Origin of the sequence: Acidovorax sp. HDW3 (assembly GCF_011303755.1) — a bacterium.
GTDB lineage: Bacteria > Pseudomonadota > Gammaproteobacteria > Burkholderiales > Burkholderiaceae_C > Paenacidovorax.
This window is the reverse complement of sequence record NZ_CP049885.1, coordinates 404,049-427,217: the sequence shown is the minus strand read 5'-3', so window position 1 is coordinate 427,217 and position 23,169 is coordinate 404,049. Positions and strand designations below refer to the sequence as shown.

Here is a 23,169-nt window from a genome sequence, read left to right as displayed (position 1 = left end):
TTTTCTAGGAGTACCCCATGGACGAAGCCACCCGCGCCCGCATCGAAGACCTGGTCAAGAACAACACCGTGATGCTGTTCATGAAAGGCACCCCCAGCTTTCCCATGTGCGGCTTTTCTGGCCGCGCCGTGCAGGTTTTGAAAGCCTGCGGCGTCGATCCCAAGGCGATTGGCTCGGTCAACGTGCTCGAAGACGACGCCGTTCGCCAGGGCATCAAGGACTACAGCCAGTGGCCCACCATCCCGCAGCTCTACGTCAAGGGCGAGTTCATCGGCGGCTCGGACATCATGATGGAGATGTACGAAGCGGGCGAGCTGCAAAAGCTGCTGGCCTAAAGCGCATCCCCCGCGCCCCGCGCCCACCCCGGAACCGCCTGCGGGCGGTTTTTTTGCGCCCGCCGTGGCGTGGGGCCACAGCGGGCGCTGGCTACACTGGCAGCCATGAGCCTGCTCGAAAGCCTATTGACCATTGCCCTGTTGATTGTTGCCAGCGCGTTTTTCTCCATCGCTGAGATTTCGCTGGCCGCCTCGCGCAAGCTGCGGCTGCGCCAAATGCTCGACGATGGCGACGCCCGCGCCGCCCTGGTGATGCGCACGCAAGAGCAGCCGGGGGAGTTTTTCACGGTGGTGCAAATCGGCGTCAATGCCGTGGCCATTTTGGGCGGTGTGGTGGGCGAGGGCGCGCTTACGCCTTTCTTCACCGCCTGGCTCGCCCCCTGGCTGGGGCCGCAGACGGCGGCGACGGTGGGCTTTCTGGCCTCGTTCACGCTGGTGACTTCGCTCTTTATCTTGCTCGCCGACCTGTGCCCCAAGCGCCTGGCCATGGCCGAGCCCGAGCGCCTGGCCCTGTGGGTTGCCCGGCCCATGCAGTGGCTGACCGCGCTGCTCGGGCCGCTGGTGGGGCTGTTCAACTGGCTGGCCGACCGCATTGCGGCGCTGCTGGGCCTGCCCACGGTGCGCGATGAGCGCATCACCCACGCCGACATCCTGGCCCTGACCGAAGCGGGCACCCGCGCCGGCGTGCTCCACGAGAGCGAGCAGCAAGTCATTGCCAACGTCTTTGAGCTGGATTCGCGCACCGTCTCCTCCGCCATGACGGCACGCGAGCGCATTGCCTTCTTCTTGCGCGACGACCCCGACGCGCTCATTCGCACGCGCATTGCGGCCGAGCCTTTTTCCACCTACCCGGTGTGCGACGGCGACATCGACCACGTCATGGGCTACGTGGACGCCAAAGACCTGTTCCAGCGCGTGCTCAACAACCAGCCGATTTCGCTGCAGGACGACAGCCTGGTGCGCAAGGTACTGGTCGTGCCCGACCGCCTGAGCCTGTCGGAGGTGCTGGAGCAGTTTCGCCACGTGCACGAGGACTTTGCCGTCATCGTCAACGAATACAGTCTGGTGGTGGGCGTGGTCACCCTCAACGACGTCATGAGCACCGTCATGGGCGACCTGGTCGAGACAGTGGACGAAGAACAAATCGTGCAGCGCGACGCCAATTCCTGGCTCATCGACGGCGTGACGCCGATTGCCGACGTGCTGCACGCCCTGCAGCTCGACGCCCTGCCCCAGGCGGAGGAATACGAAACCCTGGCCGGCTTCCTGATGGTGATGCTGCGCCGCGTACCCCGGCGCACCGACAGCGTGACTTGGGGTGGCTACCAGTTCGAGGTGCTGGACGTGGACCGCTACCGCATCGACCAGGTGATGGTCACGCGCCTGCCCGCTGCAGCGGACACCAGCGCCTGAGTTTTCTCCATCACCCCTGCGCCGCCCCTTGGCCCGTGGCCTGCAGCGTGGCCGGGAACAGCCAGTTGCGCTGCGCCGCAAACACGGCATTGGGGTAAGGCGACTTGCCCCGGCTGCCGTTGTAGCGCCCCAGCGCCATGAACACGTCGCCGCGCTCGCGCTCCAGGTAGTGGCGCAGGATGACGCAGCCAAAGCGCAGGTTGGTCTGCATGTGAAACAGCTTGCCCGCGTCGCCGTCGCCAATCACGCGCGTCCAGAACGGCATGACCTGCATGTAGCCGCGCGCACCGACGCTGGAGACGGCAAATTTGCGAAAGCCGCTCTCGACCTGCACCAGGCCGAGCACGAGCGAGACATCGAGCCCGGCGCGCTTGGCTTCGTACCAAATGGTTTGCAAAAAATCGCGCCGCACCATCCAGTCGGGCTTGCGCTTGCGCAGCTTGTCGCTCATGGTGCCCAGCCAGCGCAGGTAGTGCAGGCGTGTTTCGGTGCTGGCAAAAATCGGCTCCGGCGGGGCCAAATCCCCCACGGCGGAGCTGAGCGCGGTGCGCACCGCATCGGCCAAAGGCTCTTCGAGTTGCCCCCCGGCGTGCGCCATCTGCGGCGCACCCAGCCAGGCCGCCGGCCCCAGGGCCAGGGCGGGCAAAGTACCCAGCAAGCGCCGACGCGCCCAACCATCCACGTGTGTCATAGCCCCAAGCGTGTGCGCAGCGTGCCCAGGATGTCAAGCGCGGCCACCTTGGTGGCGGCGCTGTCGCGGCGGTGCTGGTATTCGACGACGCCTTCCTTGAGGCCCTTGTCGCCAATCGTCACGCGGTGCGGCACGCCGATCAGCTCCCAATCGGCAAACATGGCGCCCGGGCGCTCGCCCCGGTCGTCCAGGAGCACGTCCACGCCCAGGGCGGCGAGCTGGTCATGCAACTGCTCGGCAGCGGCTTTCACGGCGTCGCTGCGGTCCATGCCGATGGGGCAGATGACGACGGTAAACGGCGCGATCGCATCGGGCCAGATGATGCCGCGCGCATCGTGGTTTTGCTCGATGGCGGCGGCGGGCAGGCGCGTGACGCCGATGCCGTAGCAGCCCATTTCAAAGAACGCCGGCTTGCCGTCCTCGCCCAGGAAGGTGGCGTTCATGGCCTTGGAGTACTTGGTGCCGAGGTAGAACACGTGGCCGATCTCGATGCCGCGCTCGATCGCCAGCACGCCTTGGCCGTCGGGCGAAGCGTCGCCAGCGACGACGTTGCGCAGGTCGGCCACCAGATCGGGCTCGGGCAGGTCACGGCCCCAGTTGACGCCGGTGGTGTGGAAATCGACCGCGTTGGCGCCGCAAATCCAGTCGGCCATGACGGCCACTTCGCGGTCGGCCACGATTTTGAGCGGCTTTTGCAGGCCGATGGGGCCGAGGTAACCGGGCTTGCAGCCAAAGTGCGCCTCGATCTCGGCCAGGCTGGCAAAGCGAAAACCTTTGTCCAGGCCGGGCACCTTGCCGACCTTGATCTCGTTCATGTCGTGGTCGCCGCGCAGCAGCAGCAGCCAGACCTGGCTTTGGACGATCTCGCCCGCTTCGTTCGTCTCGTCGGTGGCCAGCACCAGCGATTTGACGGTGCTCGCCAGCGGCACGTCCAGCAGCGCGGCCACGTCGGCGCAGGTCGCCTTGCCGGGGGTGGGCATTTTTTCCATGGCCTTGGCCGGTGCGGGGCGCGTGTGCGTGGGGGCGGCGGCCTCGGCTTTTTCCATGTTCGCGGCGTAGTCGCTGCCGGGGCAATAGACGATGGCGTCCTCGCCGGTGGCGGCAATCACCTGGAATTCTTCACTCAGGTCGCCGCCAATGGCGCCCGAATCGGCCGCCACAGCGCGGTAGGTCAGGCCGAAGCGGTCAAAAATGCGCCGGTAGGCCTGCGCCATGGCCTGGTAGCTGGCCTTGGCGGCCTCAGGGCTGCGGTCGAAGGAGTAGGCGTCCTTCATGATGAACTCGCGCCCGCGCATGAGGCCAAAGCGCGGACGGCGCTCGTCGCGGAATTTGGTCTGGATTTGGTAGAAGTTCTTGGGCAGCTGCTTGTAACTGCGCAGCTCCTGGCGGGCGATGTCGGTCACCACCTCCTCGCTGGTGGGCTGGACGATGAAGTCGCGCCCATGGCGGTCTTGAATGCGCAGCAGCTCGGGGCCCATTTTCTCAAAGCGGCCCGTTTCTTGCCACAACTCGGCAGGCTGCACCACGGGCATGGTGACCTCGACTGCGCCGGCGCGGTCCATTTCCTCGCGCACGATGGCCTCGACCTTGCGGATCACGCGCAGGCCCATGGGCATGTAGTTGTAGATGCCGGCGCCCAGCTTCTTGATCAGGCCCGCGCGCATCATGAGCTGGTGGCTGACCACCTCGGCGTCGGCGGGGGCTTCTTTCAGGGTGGAGATAAAGAACTGGGAGGCTTTCATGGCGGGGGAACCCTAGGGGGCTATGCGGGCAAGTACCCTGGGCGGGCACGAGGCAGCGGGCATAATGGCTGCAGTTTAAAAATTTGGGGTTAGATTATGCTCGACCGGGATGGCTTCAGGCCCAACGTCGGCATCATCCTGCTCAACCACAAGAACCAGGTATTCTGGGGCAAGCGTATCCGCACCCACAGCTGGCAGTTTCCGCAAGGGGGCATTGACCGGGGAGAAACCCCCGAACAGGCCATGTTCCGCGAGCTGCACGAGGAGGTCGGATTACAGCCACAGCATGTGCGCCTGGTTGCCCGCACCCGGGATTGGTTGCGCTACGAGGTGCCTGACCGGTATATCCGCCGCGACGCGCGCGGCCACTATCGCGGCCAGAAACAAATCTGGTTCCTGCTGCAACTCACTGGCCACGATTGGGATCTGAACCTGCGTGCCACCGACCACCCAGAGTTTGACGCCTGGCGCTGGAACGATTACTGGGTGCCGCTCGACGTCGTCGTCGAATTCAAGCGCGGCGTGTACGAAATGGCTCTGACCGAGCTGGCACGCTTCGTGCCCCGGCAAGATCAGCGCACGCGCTACCTGCGCAGTGCAATGCGCAGCCGCGAATACCGCGAGCCCGCCACCAACGCACCCGCCTTGTCCGGGCTGCTGCGCGGCGGTGTTTTGCAGCCCCCACCCGGGCTGGAGTTACCCCCCGGGGCCAGCTTTGACCCCGACCCACAAACCGGGAGCCACGAGCCCTGAAACGAACAGGCCCGCAACGCAGCGGGCCTGTTGTCTTTATGCCGGTGCCAGCACCAGATTGTCGCGGTGCACCATCTCCGGCTCAGCGGCGTAGCCGAGCAGGCTTTCAAATTCGCTCGAAGGCTTGCGGCACAGCAAACGGGCTTCAGCGCTGGCGTAATTGGCCAGGCCGCGCGCAATTTCACGCCCGGCGCTGTCGCGCACGGCGATGACGTCGCCGCGTGAGAATTCGCCCTCCACCGCCGTCATGCCAATGGGCAGCAAGCTCTTGCCTTCACCCTGGAGCTTGGCCACGGCGCCGGCATCGACCAGCACGGCACCGCGCAGCTGCAGGTGATCGGCCATCCACTGCTTGCGCGCCTGGGTCTTGGCGGTTTGCGCCACCAGCAGGGTGCCAATGGCCTCGCCCTGCGCCAGGCGCAACAGCACGTCGCGCTCACGCCCCCAGGCGATGACGGTGGAAGCACCCGAACCGGCCGCGCGCTTGGCGGCCAGAATTTTCGTGATCATGCCGCCCCGGCCAATGCTGCTGCCAGCGCCGCCGGCCATGGTTTCGAGCGCAGACTCGCCAGCGCGCGCCTCGTGCACGAACTGCGCCGCCGGGTCTTTGCGCGGATCTGCGGTGTACAGGCCCTTTTGGTCGGTGAGGATGACGAGCGCATCGGCCTCGACCAGGTTGGCCACGAGCGCGCCCAGGGTGTCGTTGTCGCCGAACTTGATTTCGTCGTTGACCACGGTGTCGTTTTCGTTGATGACCGGCAGCACCCCCAGCTGCAGCAGCGTCAGCAGCGTGGAGCGGGCGTTGAGGTAGCGCTCGCGGTCGGCCAGGTCGGCGTGCGTCAGCAGCACCTGGGCGCTGCCCAGGCCCTGCTCGCGCAGCTTGGTTTCGTACATCTGCGCCAAGCCCATCTGGCCGACGGCGGCAGCCGCCTGCAGCTCGTGCACCTCTTTGGGCCGCGTGGCCCAGCCCAGGCGCTTCATGCCTTCGGCAATGGCGCCGCTGGAGACCATGATGACCTCGCGCCGCCCGCTGGTATCGCCCTGCACCAGGGCGGCGAGCTGGCGGCACCATTCACCGATCGCGTTTTCATCCAGACCCCGGCCCTCGTTGGTCACGAGGCTGGAGCCCACCTTCACCACGATGCGGCGGGCATCGCGCAGCACATTCGAAGCCATTTTTAAGTGTCTTTTTGGCCTCTAACGCTTATTAGACAAGCGCTAGCAGCTATGAAAAAAAGAGCATTCTAGCGCCCGCTCACGGCGCGGGCTGCTCAACAAAGCGTGGATCAACCTCGACCACACCCTGCTCGATTTGCTGCTGGGCGTGCACATGCTGATAGATGGACTTGATCAGCGGCTCGCAGCCTTCGCGCGTCAGGGCAGAGATCTCAAACACCGGCCCCTTCCACTTGAAGCGCTTGACGAAGTCCTTGACCTTGGCGGCACGCTCGTCGCCCGGCACCATATCGAGCTTGTTGAGCACCAGCCAGCGCGGCTTGCCATACAGCGCCTCATCGTATTTTTTCAGCTCGCCGACGATGGCCTTGGCCTGCGCCACCGGATCGACGGCCTCGTCAAACGGCGCCAGATCAACGATGTGCAGCAGCAAGCGCGTGCGCTGCAGGTGGCGCAAGAACTGGTGGCCCAGGCCCGCGCCCTCAGAGGCACCTTCGATCAGGCCCGGAATATCGGCCACCACAAAGCTCTGCTCGGACCCGACGCGCACCACGCCCAGATTGGGATGCAGCGTGGTGAAGGGGTAGTCGGCAATCTTGGGGCGCGCGTTCGAGACGGCGGCGATGAAGGTCGATTTGCCGGCATTGGGCATTCCCAGCAGGCCCACGTCGGCCAGCACCTTGAGTTCGAGCTTGAGGCTTTTGCGCTCGCCCGACCAACCCGGGGTTTTTTGCCGGGGTGCGCGGTTGATGGCGCTCTTGAAGCGCAGGTTGCCAAAGCCGCCATCGCCGCCCTTGGCGATGGTGATGCGCTCGCCGGGGGTCAGCAGCTCGTACAGCACCGCACCCGTCTCGGCGTCGGTGATGATGGTGCCCACCGGCATCTTGAGTGTGATGTCGTCGCCGGCAGCACCAAACATGTCCGAACCCATGCCGTGCTCGCCACGCTTGGCCTCGTGGCGGCGCGAATAGCGGTAATCGACCAGCGTATTGAGGTTGACGTCAGCCACCGCATACACATGGCCGCCACGCCCGCCATCACCCCCATTGGGGCCGCCGAATTCCTTGTATTTTTCATGCCGAAACGACACGCAGCCGTTGCCACCATCGCCAGCGGCAATGTCTATATAGGCTTCATCGACGAATTTCATGGGGGTGTTCTTCCGTTAGAGCGCGCCAGTTTACAAAACCGCTGCGCGCAAAAAGCACAAAGCCCCGCACGGGCGGGGCTTGGCAGCAAATGCAGCGAGCGGGGCTTAGGCCGCCGGGGTCACATTCACCGTGTGCTTGTTCAGCGCACCCTTGGTGGCGAACGACACATGGCCATCGACCAGGGCAAACAGCGTGTGATCCTTGCCCACGCCGACGTTGTTGCCGGGGTGGAACTGGGTGCCGCGCTGGCGCACGATGATCGAACCGGCGCTGATCAACTCACCGCCGAAGGCCTTCACACCGAGCATTTTGGGCTTGGAATCGCGCCCGTTTCGCGTAGAGCCGCCGCCTTTTTTCTGTGCCATGACTCAAACTCCTTAAGCAGTGATGGCGCCGATTTGCAGTTCGGTGAACTGCTGGCGGTGGCCTTGGCGCTTTTGATAGTGCTTGCGACGGCGCATCTTGAAAATGCGCACCTTGTCGTGCTTGCCGTGGGCCACAACCGTGGCCTTGACAGCTGCGCCGGACACCAGGGGCGTGCCGACCTTGAGTTCAGCGCCGTTGCCGACAGCCAGAACCTGGTCAATCACGATCTCCTGGCCAACGTCCGCAGCAATCTGTTCTACTTTGATTTTTTCGCCGACAGCAACGCGATACTGCTTGCCGCCGGTTTTTATGACCGCGTACATGGATAACCTCTTTGGTTGGAGTTCCGCAGGGCCATCCCTGCAGAACCGGCGATTGTAGCAGCCACCCCACAATTTTGCCAAGCCCTTTGCGCGCTGGCGAGCGCAGCGCAGGGCCTTCCTATAATCGCGGGCGCAATGGCCACGCCTGGTTGGCCCCGCGCTGTTAGACCCTGGCTCGATCTTGACCACCACCACCTCCTCCTCCCCTCTGGGGCTCATCGCCGGCGACATGCGCGAAGTCGATCGCGTCATCGCCGAACGCCTGAGCACCAGCGTGCCGTTGATCGGCCAAATCTCGCACTACATCATTGCCGCTGGCGGCAAGCGCCTGCGCCCCGCCCTGCTGCTGCTGGTGTGTGGCGCCCTAGGCTACGAAGGCGCGCAACGCTTCAACCTGGCCGCCGTGGTCGAGCTGATTCATACCGCCACCTTGCTGCACGACGATGTAGTCGATGAATCCACCCTGCGCCGGGGCCGCGCCACGGCCAACGAGAGTTTTGGCAATCCAGCGAGTGTACTGGTGGGCGATTTTTTACACACTCGGTCGTTTCAGATGATGGTCGAGGCCGGCTCCATGCGCATCATGGAAATTTTGTCAGCTGCCACCAACGTCATCGCCGAGGGCGAGGTGATGCAACTCATCAACATGCACGACGCCTCGCTCGACGAAGAAGGCTATCTGCGCGTGATCCGCTCCAAAACCGCCAAGCTGTTCGAGGCCAGCGCACAGCTGGGGGCCATTCTCGCCAACAGCAACCCCACCGTGGAAGCCGCCTGCGCCACCTACGGCCAGGCGCTGGGCACGGCATTTCAGATCATCGACGACGTGCTCGACTACGCTGGCAACAGCGCCGAAATGGGTAAAAACATTGGTGACGACTTGCGCGAAGGAAAAGCCACCCTGCCCCTGATCGCTGCCATGCAACGCGGCACCCCCGCACAAGCCGCCATCGTGCGCGAAGCGATCGAGCAAGGCTCGACCGAATCGCTGGATACTGTCGTCACCATCGTCAAGGAAACCGGCGCCCTGCAAGTAGCCCGCGCCGCCGCCGCCGCCGAAGCCGAGCGCGCGATCGCAGCCCTCCAACATCTGCCAACCAATCCACATGCCGCAAGTTTGCTACAATTAGCGGCTCAGCTACTTGATCGACGCCACTGAGCGAAAATTCAAGCAACTGCGGGGTGTAGCTTAGCCTGGTAGAGCGCTACGTTCGGGACGTAGAGGCCGGAGGTTCGAATCCTCTCACCCCGACCAGAATTACCTTGTAATTCAAGGACTTAGAACAGCCGCCGCGACGCGGCTGTTTTGCTTTCTGGCGGTTCTGTGCCAATTCTGTGCCAAACGGCCGGGATTCAACGGCCAGCTACCGGGTCCATATAAGCCCACTGCCTACAGGAGTCTCCTCATTAATCGGAGATATCCATGGCACACATTGCCAATCGCAGCCGCTTTCGCGTCACCGTCAAGAACAAGCCCGACCTGACCCTGTACTTCAGCTTCAACAAGGTGGCTGAGGTCGAGACGTACATGCGCGACCTGCGTGCCCAAGGCTACAAGCCGATGGTCGTGCAGTTCGACGAAAGCTGGCTGGTCGGCATTCGCGAGCAGGCCTTGCTGCGCACCTAGTTATCCACGCGTCGGACTGTCAGTGCCCCCAACCCTCAAGTCCGTAAACACGGACACAAACGACTTAAAGACTGCGTTTGAGGACACGCCCATGAGGCCCCGAAAGTGCCGTGGCGCGAACGTTCAGGATGCTGGCCACAGCCGCGTCAGCATCTCTCGAATGACGATGTATTGGATGGCGCATAGCAGCTGAGCTTCGGCGCCCAAGGTTGCCTGCGCCGTTTCCTTGTCGTCACCGGCAGGCATGCCCTGCACCCTGGCCGCCGCTTCTTGCTGGATGCTTTGCGCCAGTGCTTCGGCCTTGCTAGCCAGGTCTTTTTTCATCGTCAGCAGTTCACGCTCTGCGGTCTTGCGCGCCAAGCCCAAAGCTTCTCCAGCTTGCAGCAGGCTCTCCACCGTGACATCTGCGAACCTGCTGACCGGCCCCATGGCTACGCCCAGCTCACTCTTGGGCCAGATGGCTTTGTCGGCCCCAGCATAGACCACGGCGTCGTAAACGCCCGTGCAAAGCAAGTCATAGAACGGGGCGAGCTCCACCCCCTTGGCCGTCACCTTGAAAGAGATGTTCTTCAGGTGGTTGTCGCCATTGCCCACCAAGACGTTGAACGCGAGCCAACGAAAGAGCTGAATGCGTGCGCGTGTCTTGGACTGGCACCGGCGCAACGCCAACTGGAGAGTTTCCAGATTGGCGTTGTGATATTTCACCTGCCTCGACTCGTTCAGGAGCTGGCAGGTGTCAATGATGTGCTCGCGCTGAACGGCATCACCGTTTACCGCAGGCGTGCGGTCAAACCGCTGAACCAAGTACACCGGCTCGGGCACATGGATGAGGCGCACGTCTGGTACATCCAGCCCCATGGCCTTGGCTAGGCGCATCGTGAAGTACTCGTTCATCACCGACGAGGGGTAATGGCTCGACGGGGAGTCCGGCTTCAGGATATGCGTGGAAGCGGTGCCCTGCAGGGGTTCGAAGATTCCCTTGTCGGGGTCGTTCTCCCGCAGAACTACCACCATCTTGTGCTGCGCACCAGCCAGCGACATGCGCTTGGGCGAATTCAGAGTCATCGCCGCCTGAGGCAGGTTTCGGATACGCTGGCTGAGCTCTGACAAGGGCAACGGCTTCAGACCTTGGGTCGCCGCAAGCGCACCGGGGTCAAGCAACACCAGCGAACCTGCAGACTCGCCGCCGAAATGACGCAGTAGCCCGAACGCGTCCGTGTGCTCGAGCTTTGCCTCCCGTGCCAAGATTCTGAGGAGCTCTTCTTCGGGGAGCAAATTGTCAAAGTACCACTGAACCGGTCGGCTGGAAGCGCCATCCAGATGTACGCCTGTGGCGAGTGGCAACCCCGGGGACAGGGCGAAGGCGTCGGGTGCCGCGCGCCAATCAGGGCTGTACTCGAAGGCCCAGATATTCTTGGCGTCTATCAGCCAGCCCACCTCCCGGTCGTTGACCAGCACGACCAGGACACGGGGTTCGATGCCCTCTGCCAGAAGCTCACGCACGCGCTCACTGCGCTCGGCGACCAGCGGTAGGCCGGGTGCTATGTCATTCATCTGTCCCACTCCCAGACAGTGATGCAGTGCCGTCTGTCGCGCCGTCGGTATCGGTGTCGGCCAGCACACGCTGGCCACGTTTCGCTCGGCGCAGACCATTGGTGCGCAAAGTGGCAAAAACGGGCTCCGCCTCCGTCGGTACATCCACGGTCAAGCGCAAGCCCGCCTCATCCAAAAGGCGCAGCACCCTCCCCAACTGGACAGTGTCTTTGCCGTGCTCCACATCAATAAGAAATACGTGCCCCACCCCGGCGGCTCCCGCCAGGTCATCACCGCGCACGCCCTGGGCCTTGCGGGTGGCACGCAGTGCGAGACCGAGGTCAGAAACGGTATGGATGGGGACTCGCATAAGCACTCCAAAATCTATGGCTACGCATAGATTTTACCCGACAGAGTTTAGACAGACCAGAAAATCTATGCTATCGCATACATTCATCGAATCTCAGTTGGTTCTTCAAGAAAATATATGCAACAGGCTAGATTTTTATATACGGAGAAAAGCACATCGCAAAAAATATGCAATCACATAGATAAAAGCGGCGCCCGCGATGTGGAGCGCTTGGCCCATGGCTGGGCTCCTGAAAGGAAGCGTTCCCCGAAACAGATGTTTTGCTTTTTGGCGGTTCTGCGCCAAACGACCGGGATCCCCCCCTTCTGTCTTTTGTTTTTTGCATCGCCACCACAACCAAGGATTTACGCTGCTATGCAGCCCCGGCGTGATCGACGATGATAGGATGAACCTTCCGCATCTTTTGACTCTCGGTTCATGGCAGCTGTTGATACCGCACCCAAACAAGCCCCTGCAATCGCCCTTCCCGGTCTGGGGCGGGCGCTTATGTCTGCGGGCAAGCTGACCCAGCAAGCGGCGGAAGACATCTATAAAAAATCGCAGCTGAGCAAAACCAGCTTCATCGCCGAACTGACCGGATCGGGCGCAGTCTCCGCCAGCGATCTGGCCTATACCGTGGCCACCATGTTTGGCGCGCCCTTGCTCGATCTGGCCGCCATAGACCCTCTACGCCTGCCCAAGGAGTTGCTCGACGCCAAGCTCTGCCAGTCGTACCGCGTCCTGCCCCTGGCCAAACGCAACAACCGCCTGATCGTTGCTACCGCCGACCCGACAGACCAAGAGGCGGCAGAAAAAATCAAATTCACCACCCAAATGGGGGTGGACTGGGTCATTGCCGAGTACGACAAGCTCACCAAGCTAATCGAGGCCACCACAAAGAGCGTCAGCGAATCCATGGATACGCTGACCGCCGGGGGCGATTTCGAGTTTGGCGACATCCCGGTCGAGGAAGCCCAGGAAAGCAACGAGGCCGAGGCTGCCGGCGACGTGGAAGACGCCCCGGTCGTCAAATTTCTGCACAAGATGCTGCTCGATGCGTTCAACATGCGCGCCTCCGACTTGCACTTCGAGCCCTACGAGCACAATTACCGCGTGCGCTTTCGTATCGACGGCGAGCTGCGCGAAATCGCCTCACCGCCGATTGCCATCAAAGACAAGCTGGCATCTCGCATCAAGGTGATCTCACGCCTGGACATTTCTGAAAAGCGCATCCCGCAAGACGGGCGCATGAAGCTCAAGGTGGGCCCCGACCGCGTCATCGACTTCCGCGTCAGCACGCTGCCGACCTTGTTTGGCGAAAAAATCGTGATCCGTATTCTCGATCCGAGCAGCGCCAAACTGGGGATTGATGCACTGGGCTACGAGCCACAGGAAAAAGAGCGGCTGCTCGCCGCTATCAACCGGCCCTACGGCATGGTGCTGGTGACTGGGCCAACGGGGTCGGGCAAAACGGTGTCGCTCTACACCTGCTTGAACCTGCTCAACAAGCCGGGGGTGAACATCGCCACCGCCGAAGACCCGTCGGAAATCAACATGCCGGGGGTCAACCAGGTCAACGTCAACGAAAAAGCCGGCCTGACCTTTGCCGCCGCGCTCAAATCCTTCCTGCGCCAAGATCCTGACATCATCATGGTGGGCGAAATCCGCGACCTAGAAACCGCCGACATCGCCATCAAAGCCGCCCAAACCGGCCACTTGGTGCTCTCCACGCTGCACACCAACGATGCTCCGACCACACTGACGCGGATGCGCAACATGGGCATTGCCCCATTCAACATTGCATCGAGCGTGATCCTGATTACCGCACAACGCCTGGCCCGGCGCCTGTGCGCACAGTGCAAGGCACCCGCAGACATTCCGCACGAAGCCCTGCTCGAAGCCGGCTACAGCGACGCTGAAATCGACGGCTCCTGGGTCACCTACAAACCCGTAGGCTGTTCTGCTTGCAACAATGGTTACAAAGGCCGCGTTGGCATTTACCAGGTGATGCCAATTTCTGAAGAAATTCAACGCATCATCCTGCAGGACGGCAGCGCCCCCGACATCGCCAGACAAGCCAAGCTCGAAGGCGTGCGTTCTTTGCGCGAATCGGGGCTGCAAAAAGTCAAGCTCGGACTGACATCGCTTGAAGAAGTGCTCGCCGTCACCAACGAATAAAACAACCACACCACGGGGAACCACGAGGGAGCACCATGGCCACCGCAGCATCCAGGGACATCAAAGAATTCGTCTTCGAATGGGAAGGCAAGGATCGCCACGGCAAAACCGTGCGTGGCGAAGTGCGTGCCGTGGGCGAAAACCAGGTGCAAGCCACCTTGCGCCGCCAGGGTGTGCTGCCCACCAAGATCAAAAAGCGCCGGATGCGCGCGGGCAAGAAGATCAAGCCCAAGGACATCGCCCTGTTCACGCGCCAGATGGCGACCATGATGAAGGCCGGCGTGCCACTGCTGCAGGCGTTCGACATCGTCGGGCGTGGCAACGCCAACCCCAGCGTGACCAAGCTGCTCAACGATATCCGCGCCGATGTCGAAACCGGGACTTCACTCAGCGCCGCATTTCGTAAATACCCCCTGTATTTTGATAGCCTGTACTGCAACCTGGTCGAAGCGGGCGAAGCTGCAGGTATTCTTGAAACACTGCTCGATCGCCTTGCCGCCTACATGGAAAAAACCGAGGCCATTAAAGGCAAGATTAAATCTGCCTTGATGTACCCAATCTCCGTGGTGATTGTGGCTTTTGTTGTCGTGACCGTAATCATGATTTTCGTGATCCCAGCCTTCAAAGAAGTTTTCACCTCTTTTGGCGCCGAACTCCCCGCCCCAACTTTGTTTGTGATGGGTATGAGTGAGATTTTCGTGCAATGGTGGTGGTTAATTTTTGGCGTTATTGGCGGCGGCTTCTATTTCTTCATGCAAGCCTGGAGGCGCAGCGAAAAAATGCAAATGGCCATGGATCGTTGGCTGCTGAAAATGCCGGTGTTCGGCGACTTGATCAACAAAGCCGCCATTGCCCGCTGGACACGCACCCTCTCCACCATGTTTGCCGCCGGCGTCCCCTTGGTCGAAGCGCTGGACTCGGTCGCTGGCGCTGCTGGCAACTCCGTCTATGCCGTCGCCACCGAAAAAATCCAGCAGGAAGTCTCTACCGGCACCAGTTTGACGGCTGCCATGGGCAATGCAAACGTATTTCCCACCATGGTCATTCAAATGTGCGCTATTGGTGAAGAATCGGGCTCCATTGACCACATGCTGGGCAAGGCTGCTGATTTTTACGAGGAAGAAGTGGACGATATGGTGGCAGGGCTCTCTAGCCTGATGGAGCCTATCATCATCGTTTTCCTGGGTGGTTTGATTGGCGGCATCGTCGTCTCCATGTACCTTCCTATTTTCAAGCTCGGTCAGGTGGTTTGATGTTGTTGGATCCGTGGCTGGCCAGTACCCTGGCCGGCATTTTTGGCCTGCTCATCGGCAGTTTCCTCAACGTCGTCATCCACCGCCTCCCCAAAATCCTGGAGCAGCAATGGGCGGCGGATTACGCCCATTACGCTGCCGAGCAAGGCGCGGCCCCCGCAGCAGCCACGGCGCCCGCCATCAGCCTGTCGCACCCACGCTCGGCCTGCCCGCATTGCGGCCATGCCATTGCCTGGTATGAAAACATTCCCGTTCTGAGCTACCTTTTCCTGGGCGGGCGCTGTGCCGGCTGCAAGGCCCGCATCAGCCTGCGCTACCCCCTGGTCGAGCTCGTCACGGGCGCGCTGTTTGCGTTTTGCGCCTGGCGCTGGGGAATTACCGCCACCGGCGCCGCCTGGTGCCTGTTTTGCGCCCTCATCGTCGCCATGGCAGGCATCGACTGGGACACCACTTTGCTGCCCGACGACCTGACGCTGCCCCTGCTCTGGGCTGGCCTGCTGGCCTCGGCCCTGCAGTGGATCGAGGTACCGCTGTTTGCCGCCGTCATGGGTGCCGCCGCAGGCTACCTGTCGCTGTGGCTGGTGTACTGGGGCTTCAAGCTCGCCACCGGCAAGGAGGGTATGGGGTACGGCGACTTCAAACTCTTTGCAGCGCTCGGCGTCTGGTTTGGCTGGCAGGCGCTGGTGCCCATCATCTTGCTGTCCTCGGTCATTGGCGCCATCGTCGGCATCGCCATGAAATTCTCCAGCGGGCTGCGCGAGGGTGGCTACATCCCGTTTGGCCCTTTCCTCGCCGGTGCCGGCCTGACCGCACTGATCTTTGGCCCCCAAACCATGATGCAGCGGTTCCTGGCCCTGCTCGGACTCTAGCCCTGGGGGGCCGCCATGCTGCGCCTGGGGCTGACCGGAGGCATTGGCAGCGGCAAGAGCACGCTGGCACGCATGTGGGCGGCGCGCGGCGCTGCCTGGATCGACGCTGACGCCAACGCCCGTGCGCTCACGGCCCCCGGCGGCGGCGCCATTGCAGCTATTCGCACCCAATTTGGGGAGGCGCTGGTGGACCCCAGCGGCGCCCTCGACCGCGCCGCCATGCGCGCCCTGGTGTTTGCCCAGCCGCAGGCACGCCAGCAGCTCGAAGCCATCATCCACCCCTTGGTCGGGCAAGCGACGGCGGCGCAGGCCGCGCAAGCGGCCGCCCGGGGCTGCCGGGTGGCGGTGTTTGACATTCCGCTGCTGGTCGAATCCGGGCACTGGGCGCAGCGGCTCGATGCTGTGGCGGTGGTCGATTGCAGCGCCGAGACGCAAATCCAGCGCACCATGGCGCGCAGCAGCCTGGAGCGCAGCGCGGTGCAGGCCATCATCGACGCCCAGGCCAGCCGGGCGCAGCGCCGAGCGGCGGCGGACATCGTGATCGACAACGAAGCGCCCTCTTTGGCCGCATTGGAGGCGCAAGCCGAGCAGATCGCAATCTGGTTGCAGCTATGATTGCTTTCTTCAATGCCCCCCAGGAACCCGGCAGCGTGATCCTCTACGAATATCCTTTCAACGAACGGCTGAGAACCTATTTGCGCCTGGAGCAATTGTTTCGCCGGCTCGGCGAACTGGTGTCGCGCACCCATCCGCTGGATCACCACTTTGCCCTGGTGACGCTGTTCGAGATCATGGACGTGGCGGCGCGCGCCGACCTCAAGGCCGACGTGCTCAAGGATCTGGAGCGGCAAAAACACCTGCTCGACGGCTACCGGGGCAACCCGTCGATTTCCGAATCGGCGCTCAACGCCATCATTGCCCAGCTCGACCGCTGCTTTACCGCCCTGAGCCAGCAAAACGGCAAGGCCGGCCAGGCACTGACGGAAAACGACTGGCTGATGGGCATCCGCAGCCGTCTGGGCATTCCCGGGGGCACCTGCGGTTTTGACCTGCCGGGCTACCACACCTGGCAGCATAGCGACCCCGCCTACCGCCAGCGCGCGCTCGAAACCTGGGCCAGCACCATGGCGCCACTGGCCGAATCGATCTACCTGCTGCTCAAGATGCTGCGCGACGCCGGCGTGCCGCAGCGCGTGGCCGCCAGCCAGGGGCAGTTCCAACAAAACCTGCCGCAGGGGCGCTCGTTCCAGCTCTTGCGCCTGCGCATCGACCCCAGCCTGGGCCTGGTGCCCGAGATCAGCGGCAACCGCCTGCTGGTGTCCGTGCGCCTGATGCGCATGGAGCCCGACGGCCGCCTGCAAGCCAGCCAGGAGGACGCAGCCTTCGAGCTGACGCTGTGCGCATGAACCGCCCCCAACCCACCACCGCCCGCACCATCGCCTGCCCGCGCTGCGCCGGCCCGAGCCTGTTCGCCCCCAGCAACCCCTGGCGGCCGTTTTGCAGCGAGCGCTGCCAGAAAATCGACCTCGGCGCCTGGGCGAACGAGGAATTTCGCGTTCCCAGCGCCAGCGGGCCGCAGGACGAAGCCTTTGGCGACCCCAAGCGCCAGGACGCCTGATTTTTAAGGGCAAAAACGGCCTCTAGCGCTTATCCAGCAAGCGCGAGCAGCTATTCATTTAATAGCAATTTCGGATCGAAATCGAGCCCACGCTCCTGCGCCAGCCAGCCCAGCACGTCAAACGCCCCCGGCAGCACCGGGCGCACGCTCAGGGGCAGCTGCTGCCAGGCCATTTGCTGGCCCTCGCGCATCTCGAACGCGCCCTGCCAGGCAAACACCTTGCACCAGTGCAGGCGCACCAGGGCGTGCGGGTAGTCGTACTCGGTCACGCGCCAGGGCTCGGCGGCGCTGATGGTCACGCCCAGCTCCTCGATCAGCTCACGGCGCAGCGCCTGCTCCACGCTCTCTCCCGCCTCGATCTTGCCGCCAGGAAACTCCCAATAGCCCGCGTACGCCTTGCCCGGCGGGCGCGTGGACAGCAGCAGCGCGCCATCATCGGCGCGGATGAGGATGCCCACCGCCACCTCGGTATAGGGCCGCTGCAACGCCGCCTCAGTCATGCTGGCGCCCCACGTAGTCGCGCGCAAACTGGTAGGCCACGCGGCCCGAGCGCGCGCCGCGCTCCAAGGCCCACAGCAGCGCCTCGGGCCGTGCAGCCTCGATCTGCGCCGGGGCCAGCCCCAGGCTGGCAAGCCACTGTGCGGCGATGTGCAGGTATTCGTCCTGGCTGAAGGGGTAGAAGCTCACCCACAGGCCAAAGCGCTCGGAGAGCGAGATTTTTTCTTCCACCACCTCGCCGGGGTGGATCTCGCCGTCGGCACCGCGCGTTTGCGCCAGGTTGTCCCGCATGTACTCGGGCAGCAGGTGGCGGCGGTTGCTGGTGGCGTAGATCAGCACATTGGGCGTGGCGGCAGCCACCGAGCCGTCGAGGATGGACTTGAGCGCCTTGTAGCCGCCCTCGCCGTCCTCAAAGCTCAGGTCGTCGCAAAAGATGATGAATTTCTCTGACCGCCCGGCAACCACCTCGACGATGTCGGGCAAGTCGGTCAAATCATCCTTATCGACCTCGATCAGGCGCAGCCCCTGGGGCGCAAAGTGCTGCAGGCAGGCACGGATGAGCGAAGACTTGCCCGTGCCGCGCGCGCCCGTCAGCAGCACGTTGTTCGCCGTCTTGCCGGCGACGAACTGGGCCGTGTTGCGCACGATTTTTTCCTTCTGCACCTCAATCTCGCGCAGCTCGGCGAGCGCCATCGGCGCCAGGTGGCGCACCACCTCCAGCCGCCCCTGGCCGCTGGCACGGCGGCGGTAGCGCCAGGCCACGCCGGCCGCCCAGTCGGGCGCCTGCAAGGGCTGCGGCAGGGCCGCCTCGATGCGCGCCATGAGCTGCTCGGCACGCGCAATCAGGCGCTCAAAATTTTCATTCATTTTGGCCTCTAGCGCTTGCCAGGCAAGCGCAAGCAGCTATTAAAAAAATAGCGATATCAGGAACGGTAGTCGGCGTTGATGGTGACGTAGTCGTGGCTCAGGTCGCAGGTCCAGACGGTGTCGCTGGCCGTGCCCCGGCCCAGGCAGACGCGCACGGTGATCTCGCTTTGCTGCATCACGCGCTGGCCGTCTTCCTCGCGGTACTGGGGGTTGCGCCCGCCCTGCACGGCCACGTGCACCTCGTCGAGGTACAGGTCGATGTGGGTCTGGTCCAGGTCGGCAATACCGGCGTAGCCCACCGCCGCCAGGATGCGGCCCAGGTTCGGGTCGCTGGCGAAAAACGCCGTCTTCACCAGCGGCGAATGGGCGATGGCGTAAGCCACCTGGCGGCATTCATCGCTGGTTTTGCCCCCTTCGACGCGGATGGTGATGAACTTGGTCGCCCCCTCGCCGTCGCGCACGATGGCCTGCGCCAGCTGCTGCGCCACGGCCAAGAGCGCGGCCTTGAGCTGCGCGCCCTCGGTGCTGTCCAAAGAGGTGATAGCCGCATTGCCCGCCTGGTGCGTGGCGACGAGCACGAAGGAGTCGTTGGTCGAGGTATCGCCGTCGATGGTCACGCGGTTGAAGGACTGGTCGGCAATCTCGCGCACCAGCGGCTGCAGCAGCTGCGGATCGATGGCGGCGTCGGTGGCGACAAAGCCGAGCATGGTCGCCATGTTCGGGCGGATCATGCCCGCGCCCTTGCTGATGCCGGTGATGTTCACGCTCTGCCCGCCCAGGGTGATCTGGCGGCTGGCGGCCTTGGGCAGGGTGTCGGTGGTCATGATGCCTTCGGCCGCGCGCGCCCAGTGGGCGGGTTGGGCGTCGGCCAGGGCGGCGGGCAGGCCGGCGGTGATGCGCTCGACCGGCAGGGTTTCCATGATGACGCCGGTGGAAAACGGCAGCACCTGCTGCGCCGCCAGGCCCAGCTGCGCCGCCAGCGCGTCGCAGGTGGCACGCGCACGCGCCAGGCCGTCGGCGCCGGTGCCGGCGTTGGCATTACCGGTGTTGATGACCATGGCGCGGATGGCGCTGCCCGCAGCCAGGTGCTCGCGGCAGACCTGCACCGGCGCGGCGCAGAAGCGGTTTTGCGTGAACACGCCGGCCACGCTGGCGCCCGCGTCGAGCAGGAACACCGTCAAGTCTTTGCGACCGGCCTTGCGCACGCCGGCTTCGGCCACGCCAATGCGCACGCCGCGCACGGGGTGCAGGTCAGCAGGGTTGGGAGCAGAGAGATGTACGGGCATGGGGATGATCCTTCCAAAAACAGGGACGACGATAAGGCGCCCCCAAAAAACATGGACCGCAACCCCCTGAAACTGGCGCGGCCCACACCAGCAGACACCGCGCAAGGGCCGCCCCGCCGCGCTGGTGTCGTCCCCCTTCCCGGCGCAGCCGAGAGAAGGGGGAAGCGGCGCAGCCGCTCAGGGGGTTGTGCCTGGTTCTAGGCAAGTTTGCCGTGGCACTGCTTGTATTTTTTACCGCTGCCGCAGGGGCAGGGGTCGTTGCGGCCCACGCGCACGCCCTGCGGCGTGGCAGCAACGGTGGCCGGATCGACGGTCGATTCGGCCTCGCCACTTTCGTTGGGCGCCGTGTAGGTGACGTTGCTGATGGCCTCGGCGCGGCTTTCCAGCGCCTCGGTGGCAGCGTCCATCTGTGTCGGCGACTGCACCTGCACGGTCAGCAAAATGCGCGTGACTTCGTTCTTCACCTGGTCGATGAGCTGGCGGAACAGCTCGAAAGCCTCGCGCTTGTACTCCTGCTTGGGCTGCTTTTGCGCGTAGCCGCGCAGGTGGATGCCCTGGCGCAAATAATCGAGCGCCGAGAGGTGGTCGCGCCAGTTGCTGTCAAAGCTCTGCAGCAGCACGGCGCGCTCGAACTGCATGAAATTCTCGCGCCCGACCAGGGCCACCTTGGCCTCGAAGGCGGCGGTGGCGGCCTGCAGCACTTTCTCCAGGATTTCGTCGTCGGTGATGCTGTTGGCGCCCGCCACTTCCTGCTGCAGCGCCAGCGCCAGCTGCCACTCGCCGGCCAGGGCTTTTTCCAGGCCGGGCAAGTCCCACTGCTCTTCCACCGACTCGGCCGGCACGTACTGGCGCACGACGTCGGTCAGGCAGTCTTCACGCATGGCGGCGATCATGGGGGCCAGGTCGGTGGCGTCCAGAATGTCGTTGCGCTGCTGGTAGATGACCTTGCGCTGGTCGTTGGCGACGTCGTCGTATTCGAGCAGCTGCTTGCGGATGTCGAAGTTGCGCGCCTCCACTTTGCGCTGCGCGCTCTCGATGCTGCGCGTGACGATACCGGCCTCGATGGCCTCGCCGTCGGGCATCTTCAGCCGATCCATGATGGCGCGCACGCGGTCGCCGGCAAAGATGCGCATCAGCTGGTCGTCGAGCCCGAGGTAGAAGCGCGAGGAGCCGGGGTCGCCCTGGCGGCCCGAGCGGCCGCGCAGCTGGTTGTCGATGCGGCGCGACTCGTGGCGCTCGGTGGCGATGATGCGCAGGCCGCCCAGGGCCGCGACCTTGGCGTTTTCCACCTTCCAGTCGGCGCGCAGCTGCTCGATCTGCGCCGCCCGCTGTTCGGCGCTCAGGGTTTCGTCGGCCTCGATGGCGGCGATGGATTTTTCAATGTTGCCGCCGAGCACGATGTCGGTGCCCCGGCCCGCCATGTTGGTGGCGATGGTGATCATGCCCGGGCGCCCGGCCTGGGCGACGATGTCGGCCTCGCGGGCGTGCTGCTTGGCGTTGAGCACCTGGTGCGACAGGCCGGCCTTGGTCAGCAGCTCGGAGATGATTTCCGAGTTCTCGATCGACGAGGTACCGACCAGCACCGGCTGGCCCCGGCCATGGCATTCGCGGATGTCGGCAATCGCCGCCTCGTATTTCTCGCGCGTGGTTTTGTACACGCGGTCGAGCTGATCCTCGCGCTTGCTCGGGCGGTTGGGCGGGATGATGACGGTTTCCAGGCCATAGATTTCCTGGAACTCGTAGGCCTCGGTGTCGGCCGTGCCGGTCATGCCGCCGAGCTTGTTGTAGAGGCGGAAATAATTCTGAAAGGTGATCGAGGCCAGGGTCTGGTTCTCGGCCTGGATGGCCACGCCTTCCTTGGCTTCGACGGCCTGGTGCAGGCCCTCGCTCCAGCGCCGGCCCGACATCAGGCGGCCAGTGAATTCATCGACGATGACGATCTCATCGCCCTGCACCACGTAATGCTGGTCGCGGTGGTACATGTGGTGCGCGCGCAGCGCGGCGTACAGGTGGTGCACCAGGGTGATGTGCGCCGGGTCGTAGAGCGAGGCGCCCTCGGGAATCAGCCCGGCCTGCGCCAGGATGCGCTCGGCGTTCTCGTGCCCTTGTTCAGTGAGGAACACCTGGTGCGTCTTCTCGTCGAGCGTGAAATCGCCCGGCTTGGTCACGCCCTCGCCGGTGCGCGGATCGGCCTCGCCCTCCTGGCGCGTGAGCTGGGGCACGATGGCGTTGATCGCCAGGTACATCGCAGTGTGGTCTTCGGCCTGGCCGCTGATGATGAGGGGCGTGCGCGCCTCGTCGATCAGGATGGAATCGACCTCATCGACGATGGCGAAGTTGAGCCCGCGCTGCACACGGTCGCGCACCTCGTACACCATGTTGTCGCGCAGGTAGTCAAAACCGTACTCGTTGTTCGTGCCGTAGGTGATGTCGGAGCCGTAGGCGGCCTGCTTTTCCTCGCGCGGCATCTGCGGCAGGTTGATGCCCACCGTCAGGCCGAGGAAGTTGTACAGCCGCCCCATCCAGGTGGCGTCGCGGCTGGCCAGGTAGTCGTTTACCGTGACCACGTGCACGCCCTGGCCCGAGAGCGCGTTCAAGTACACCGGCAGCGTGGCGGTGAGCGTCTTGCCCTCGCCGGTGCGCATCTCGGCAATCTTGCCGTAGTGCAGCGCCATGCCGCCGATGAGCTGCACGTCGAAGTGGCGCATCTTCATCACGCGCTTGGAGCCCTCGCGCACCACGGCAAAGGCTTCGGGCAGCAAGTCGTCAAGCGACGTACCCTGGGCCACGCGCTGCTTGAATTCCTCGGTCTTGGCCCGCAGCTGCTCGTCGCTGAGCTTTTCGTACTCAGGCTCCATGGCGTTGATACGCGCCGCCTGCTTACGGTATTGCTTGAGCAGCCGGTCGTTGCGGCTGCCGAAAATTTTGGTGAGAAAGTTGGTGGCCATGCGAACAAAAGCCGCTGCCACCGCATTGCGCCGGCACAGCGACCCAAAATCCCTAAAAAGTACGGAAGTTCAGGTGGGGCCACTGCCCAGCATTGCAAGCTGCGCCTGCACCGGGAAGCGGGAAACCAAACGCGCCATTTTACTGCCCGCCCCCAAGCCAGCACCGCAAGGCGGCGCCCACGCTGGCGATAAT

23 protein-coding genes and 1 tRNA gene are annotated in these 23,169 nt (G+C 63.6%); 12 read left to right on the top strand and 12 right to left on the bottom strand.

The features are described 5' to 3' along the window. The first annotated feature begins 17 nt into the window (after nucleotides 1-17). Both grxD and G7045_RS01885 read left to right on the top strand, forming a co-directional pair. The gene (grxD, locus tag G7045_RS01890) at nucleotides 18-335 is read left to right on the top strand and encodes a Grx4 family monothiol glutaredoxin (protein WP_166156531.1); all 318 of its coding nucleotides are present in this window, start codon (nucleotides 18-20) and stop codon (nucleotides 333-335) included. 105 nt (nucleotides 336-440) lie between these two features. Further along, nucleotides 441-1,748 (top strand): hemolysin family protein, encoded by a 1,308-nt coding sequence (locus tag G7045_RS01885; protein ID WP_166156528.1) that lies wholly within the window; start codon nucleotides 441-443, stop codon nucleotides 1,746-1,748. A 10-nt stretch (nucleotides 1,749-1,758) separates the two neighbouring features. Here G7045_RS01885 and G7045_RS01880 read toward each other — a convergent pair whose 3' ends face one another. Next, nucleotides 1,759-2,439 (bottom strand): lytic transglycosylase domain-containing protein, encoded by a 681-nt coding sequence (locus G7045_RS01880; RefSeq protein WP_166156525.1) that lies wholly within the window; start codon nucleotides 2,437-2,439, stop codon nucleotides 1,759-1,761. Next, nucleotides 2,436-4,181 carry a proline--tRNA ligase gene (locus tag G7045_RS01875; RefSeq protein WP_166156522.1) on the bottom strand — a complete coding sequence of 582 codons (1,746 nt, stop codon included), beginning with the start codon at nucleotides 4,179-4,181 and terminating at the stop codon, nucleotides 2,436-2,438. Before G7045_RS01875 ends, G7045_RS01880 begins: the two co-directional genes overlap by 4 nt. A gap of 96 nt (nucleotides 4,182-4,277) precedes the next feature. On the opposite strand from G7045_RS01875, the gene G7045_RS01870 reads away from it, so the two are divergent. After that, nucleotides 4,278-4,934, top strand: coding sequence for an RNA pyrophosphohydrolase (locus tag G7045_RS01870; RefSeq protein ID WP_166156519.1), 657 nt, complete (start codon nucleotides 4,278-4,280; stop codon nucleotides 4,932-4,934). Nucleotides 4,935-4,970: 36 nt separating this feature from the next. Here G7045_RS01870 and proB read toward each other — a convergent pair whose 3' ends face one another. From proB to rplU, 4 genes are all read right to left on the bottom strand, one after another. Beyond that, nucleotides 4,971-6,110 carry a glutamate 5-kinase gene (gene proB, locus G7045_RS01865; RefSeq protein WP_166156516.1) on the bottom strand — a complete coding sequence of 380 codons (1,140 nt, stop codon included), beginning with the start codon at nucleotides 6,108-6,110 and terminating at the stop codon, nucleotides 4,971-4,973. 79 nt (nucleotides 6,111-6,189) lie between these two features. Beyond that, the gene (gene obgE, locus G7045_RS01860) at nucleotides 6,190-7,260 is read right to left on the bottom strand and encodes a GTPase ObgE (protein WP_166156513.1); all 1,071 of its coding nucleotides are present in this window, start codon (nucleotides 7,258-7,260) and stop codon (nucleotides 6,190-6,192) included. 105 nt (nucleotides 7,261-7,365) lie between these two features. After that, the gene (gene rpmA, locus G7045_RS01855) at nucleotides 7,366-7,626 is read right to left on the bottom strand and encodes a 50S ribosomal protein L27 (RefSeq protein WP_166156510.1); all 261 of its coding nucleotides are present in this window, start codon (nucleotides 7,624-7,626) and stop codon (nucleotides 7,366-7,368) included. A 12-nt stretch (nucleotides 7,627-7,638) separates the two neighbouring features. Further along, entirely contained in the window at nucleotides 7,639-7,950 is a 312-nt protein-coding gene (gene rplU, locus G7045_RS01850; protein ID WP_166156507.1) for a 50S ribosomal protein L21, read from the bottom strand. Nucleotides 7,951-8,179: 229 nt separating this feature from the next. Between rplU and G7045_RS01845 the strand changes: the two genes are divergently transcribed. The 3 genes from G7045_RS01845 to G7045_RS01835 all read left to right on the top strand — a co-directional run bounded on the left by G7045_RS01845 (nucleotide 8,180) and on the right by G7045_RS01835 (nucleotide 9,577). After that, nucleotides 8,180-9,109, top strand: coding sequence for a polyprenyl synthetase family protein (locus G7045_RS01845; RefSeq protein WP_166160316.1), 930 nt, complete (start codon nucleotides 8,180-8,182; stop codon nucleotides 9,107-9,109). 19 nt (nucleotides 9,110-9,128) lie between these two features. Further along, nucleotides 9,129-9,205: transfer RNA gene (locus tag G7045_RS01840), tRNA-Pro, on the top strand. A gap of 168 nt (nucleotides 9,206-9,373) precedes the next feature. Then, on the top strand, nucleotides 9,374-9,577 hold the full coding sequence (locus G7045_RS01835) for a hypothetical protein (protein ID WP_240919251.1): 204 nt from the start codon (nucleotides 9,374-9,376) through the stop codon (nucleotides 9,575-9,577). A gap of 123 nt (nucleotides 9,578-9,700) precedes the next feature. Here G7045_RS01835 and G7045_RS01830 read toward each other — a convergent pair whose 3' ends face one another. Further along, nucleotides 9,701-11,131, bottom strand: a complete 1,431-nt coding sequence (locus G7045_RS01830; protein ID WP_166156504.1) for a HipA domain-containing protein — start codon at nucleotides 11,129-11,131, stop codon at nucleotides 9,701-9,703. Further along, the gene (locus tag G7045_RS01825; protein WP_166156499.1) at nucleotides 11,124-11,480 is read right to left on the bottom strand and encodes a helix-turn-helix domain-containing protein; all 357 of its coding nucleotides are present in this window, start codon (nucleotides 11,478-11,480) and stop codon (nucleotides 11,124-11,126) included. The genes G7045_RS01830 and G7045_RS01825 overlap by 8 nt, the downstream gene beginning before the upstream one ends. A gap of 417 nt (nucleotides 11,481-11,897) precedes the next feature. Here G7045_RS01825 and pilB point away from each other — a divergent pair, with 417 nt between their 5' ends. From pilB to G7045_RS01795, 6 genes are read left to right on the top strand one after another with little or no spacing between them, the layout of a single operon-like run. Next, complete coding sequence (gene pilB / locus G7045_RS01820) at nucleotides 11,898-13,637, top strand: type IV-A pilus assembly ATPase PilB (RefSeq protein ID WP_166156496.1); 1,740 nt, start codon at nucleotides 11,898-11,900, stop codon at nucleotides 13,635-13,637. Between the two features lie 35 nt (nucleotides 13,638-13,672). Next, nucleotides 13,673-14,890, top strand: a complete 1,218-nt coding sequence (locus G7045_RS01815; RefSeq protein WP_166156493.1) for a type II secretion system F family protein — start codon at nucleotides 13,673-13,675, stop codon at nucleotides 14,888-14,890. After that, nucleotides 14,890-15,759 (top strand): A24 family peptidase, encoded by an 870-nt coding sequence (locus G7045_RS01810; protein ID WP_166156490.1) that lies wholly within the window; start codon nucleotides 14,890-14,892, stop codon nucleotides 15,757-15,759. Before G7045_RS01815 ends, G7045_RS01810 begins: the two co-directional genes overlap by 1 nt. Nucleotides 15,760-15,774: 15 nt before the next feature. Next, on the top strand, nucleotides 15,775-16,374 hold the full coding sequence (coaE, locus tag G7045_RS01805) for a dephospho-CoA kinase (RefSeq protein ID WP_166156487.1): 600 nt from the start codon (nucleotides 15,775-15,777) through the stop codon (nucleotides 16,372-16,374). A 35-nt stretch (nucleotides 16,375-16,409) separates the two neighbouring features. Beyond that, entirely contained in the window at nucleotides 16,410-17,165 is a 756-nt protein-coding gene (gene zapD, locus G7045_RS01800; protein WP_166160315.1) for a cell division protein ZapD, read from the top strand. Continuing rightward, complete coding sequence (locus G7045_RS01795; protein ID WP_166156484.1) at nucleotides 17,162-17,377, top strand: DNA gyrase inhibitor YacG; 216 nt, start codon at nucleotides 17,162-17,164, stop codon at nucleotides 17,375-17,377. The genes zapD and G7045_RS01795 overlap by 4 nt, the downstream gene beginning before the upstream one ends. Nucleotides 17,378-17,427: 50 nt before the next feature. On the opposite strand, the gene G7045_RS01790 is transcribed toward G7045_RS01795, so the two are convergent. From G7045_RS01790 to secA, 4 genes are all read right to left on the bottom strand, one after another. After that, the gene (locus G7045_RS01790) at nucleotides 17,428-17,877 is read right to left on the bottom strand and encodes an NUDIX domain-containing protein (RefSeq protein ID WP_166156481.1); all 450 of its coding nucleotides are present in this window, start codon (nucleotides 17,875-17,877) and stop codon (nucleotides 17,428-17,430) included. After that, on the bottom strand, nucleotides 17,870-18,742 hold the full coding sequence (locus G7045_RS01785) for an ATP-binding protein (protein ID WP_166156478.1): 873 nt from the start codon (nucleotides 18,740-18,742) through the stop codon (nucleotides 17,870-17,872). Before G7045_RS01785 ends, G7045_RS01790 begins: the two co-directional genes overlap by 8 nt. Nucleotides 18,743-18,798: 56 nt before the next feature. Next, complete coding sequence (gene argJ, locus G7045_RS01780; RefSeq protein WP_166156475.1) at nucleotides 18,799-20,028, bottom strand: bifunctional glutamate N-acetyltransferase/amino-acid acetyltransferase ArgJ; 1,230 nt, start codon at nucleotides 20,026-20,028, stop codon at nucleotides 18,799-18,801. A gap of 197 nt (nucleotides 20,029-20,225) precedes the next feature. Further along, on the bottom strand, nucleotides 20,226-22,976 hold the full coding sequence (gene secA, locus G7045_RS01775) for a preprotein translocase subunit SecA (protein ID WP_166156472.1): 2,751 nt from the start codon (nucleotides 22,974-22,976) through the stop codon (nucleotides 20,226-20,228). Nucleotides 22,977-23,169: the final 193 nt, after the last annotated feature.

What these genes read in the sequence shown, in the direction of transcription:
- G7045_RS01880 (WP_166156525.1), bottom strand. Translation starts at nt 2,439, where the DNA reads ATGACACACGTGGATGGTTGGGCGCGTCGGCGCTTGCTGGGTACTTTG.
- rpmA (WP_166156510.1), bottom strand. Translation starts at nt 7,626, where the DNA reads ATGGCACAGAAAAAAGGCGGCGGCTCTACGCGAAACGGGCGCGATTCC.
- rplU (WP_166156507.1), bottom strand. Translation starts at nt 7,950, where the DNA reads ATGTACGCGGTCATAAAAACCGGCGGCAAGCAGTATCGCGTTGCTGTC.
- G7045_RS01885 (WP_166156528.1), top strand. Translation starts at nt 441, where the DNA reads ATGAGCCTGCTCGAAAGCCTATTGACCATTGCCCTGTTGATTGTTGCC.
- pilB (WP_166156496.1), top strand. Translation starts at nt 11,898, where the DNA reads ATGGCAGCTGTTGATACCGCACCCAAACAAGCCCCTGCAATCGCCCTT.
- G7045_RS01845 (WP_166160316.1), top strand. Translation starts at nt 8,180, where the DNA reads ATGCGCGAAGTCGATCGCGTCATCGCCGAACGCCTGAGCACCAGCGTG.
- G7045_RS01790 (WP_166156481.1), bottom strand. Translation starts at nt 17,877, where the DNA reads ATGACTGAGGCGGCGTTGCAGCGGCCCTATACCGAGGTGGCGGTGGGC.
- proB (WP_166156516.1), bottom strand. Translation starts at nt 6,110, where the DNA reads ATGGCTTCGAATGTGCTGCGCGATGCCCGCCGCATCGTGGTGAAGGTG.
- G7045_RS01830 (WP_166156504.1), bottom strand. Translation starts at nt 11,131, where the DNA reads ATGAATGACATAGCACCCGGCCTACCGCTGGTCGCCGAGCGCAGTGAG.
- obgE (WP_166156513.1), bottom strand. Translation starts at nt 7,260, where the DNA reads ATGAAATTCGTCGATGAAGCCTATATAGACATTGCCGCTGGCGATGGT.
- argJ (WP_166156475.1), bottom strand. Translation starts at nt 20,028, where the DNA reads ATGCCCGTACATCTCTCTGCTCCCAACCCTGCTGACCTGCACCCCGTG.
- secA (WP_166156472.1), bottom strand. Translation starts at nt 22,976, where the DNA reads ATGGCCACCAACTTTCTCACCAAAATTTTCGGCAGCCGCAACGACCGG.
- grxD (WP_166156531.1), top strand. Translation starts at nt 18, where the DNA reads ATGGACGAAGCCACCCGCGCCCGCATCGAAGACCTGGTCAAGAACAAC.
- G7045_RS01795 (WP_166156484.1), top strand. Translation starts at nt 17,162, where the DNA reads ATGAACCGCCCCCAACCCACCACCGCCCGCACCATCGCCTGCCCGCGC.
- G7045_RS01835 (WP_240919251.1), top strand. Translation starts at nt 9,374, where the DNA reads ATGGCACACATTGCCAATCGCAGCCGCTTTCGCGTCACCGTCAAGAAC.
- G7045_RS01815 (WP_166156493.1), top strand. Translation starts at nt 13,673, where the DNA reads ATGGCCACCGCAGCATCCAGGGACATCAAAGAATTCGTCTTCGAATGG.
- G7045_RS01825 (WP_166156499.1), bottom strand. Translation starts at nt 11,480, where the DNA reads ATGCGAGTCCCCATCCATACCGTTTCTGACCTCGGTCTCGCACTGCGT.
- G7045_RS01810 (WP_166156490.1), top strand. Translation starts at nt 14,890, where the DNA reads ATGTTGTTGGATCCGTGGCTGGCCAGTACCCTGGCCGGCATTTTTGGC.
- coaE (WP_166156487.1), top strand. Translation starts at nt 15,775, where the DNA reads ATGCTGCGCCTGGGGCTGACCGGAGGCATTGGCAGCGGCAAGAGCACG.
- G7045_RS01785 (WP_166156478.1), bottom strand. Translation starts at nt 18,742, where the DNA reads ATGAATGAAAATTTTGAGCGCCTGATTGCGCGTGCCGAGCAGCTCATG.
- G7045_RS01870 (WP_166156519.1), top strand. Translation starts at nt 4,278, where the DNA reads ATGCTCGACCGGGATGGCTTCAGGCCCAACGTCGGCATCATCCTGCTC.
- G7045_RS01875 (WP_166156522.1), bottom strand. Translation starts at nt 4,181, where the DNA reads ATGAAAGCCTCCCAGTTCTTTATCTCCACCCTGAAAGAAGCCCCCGCC.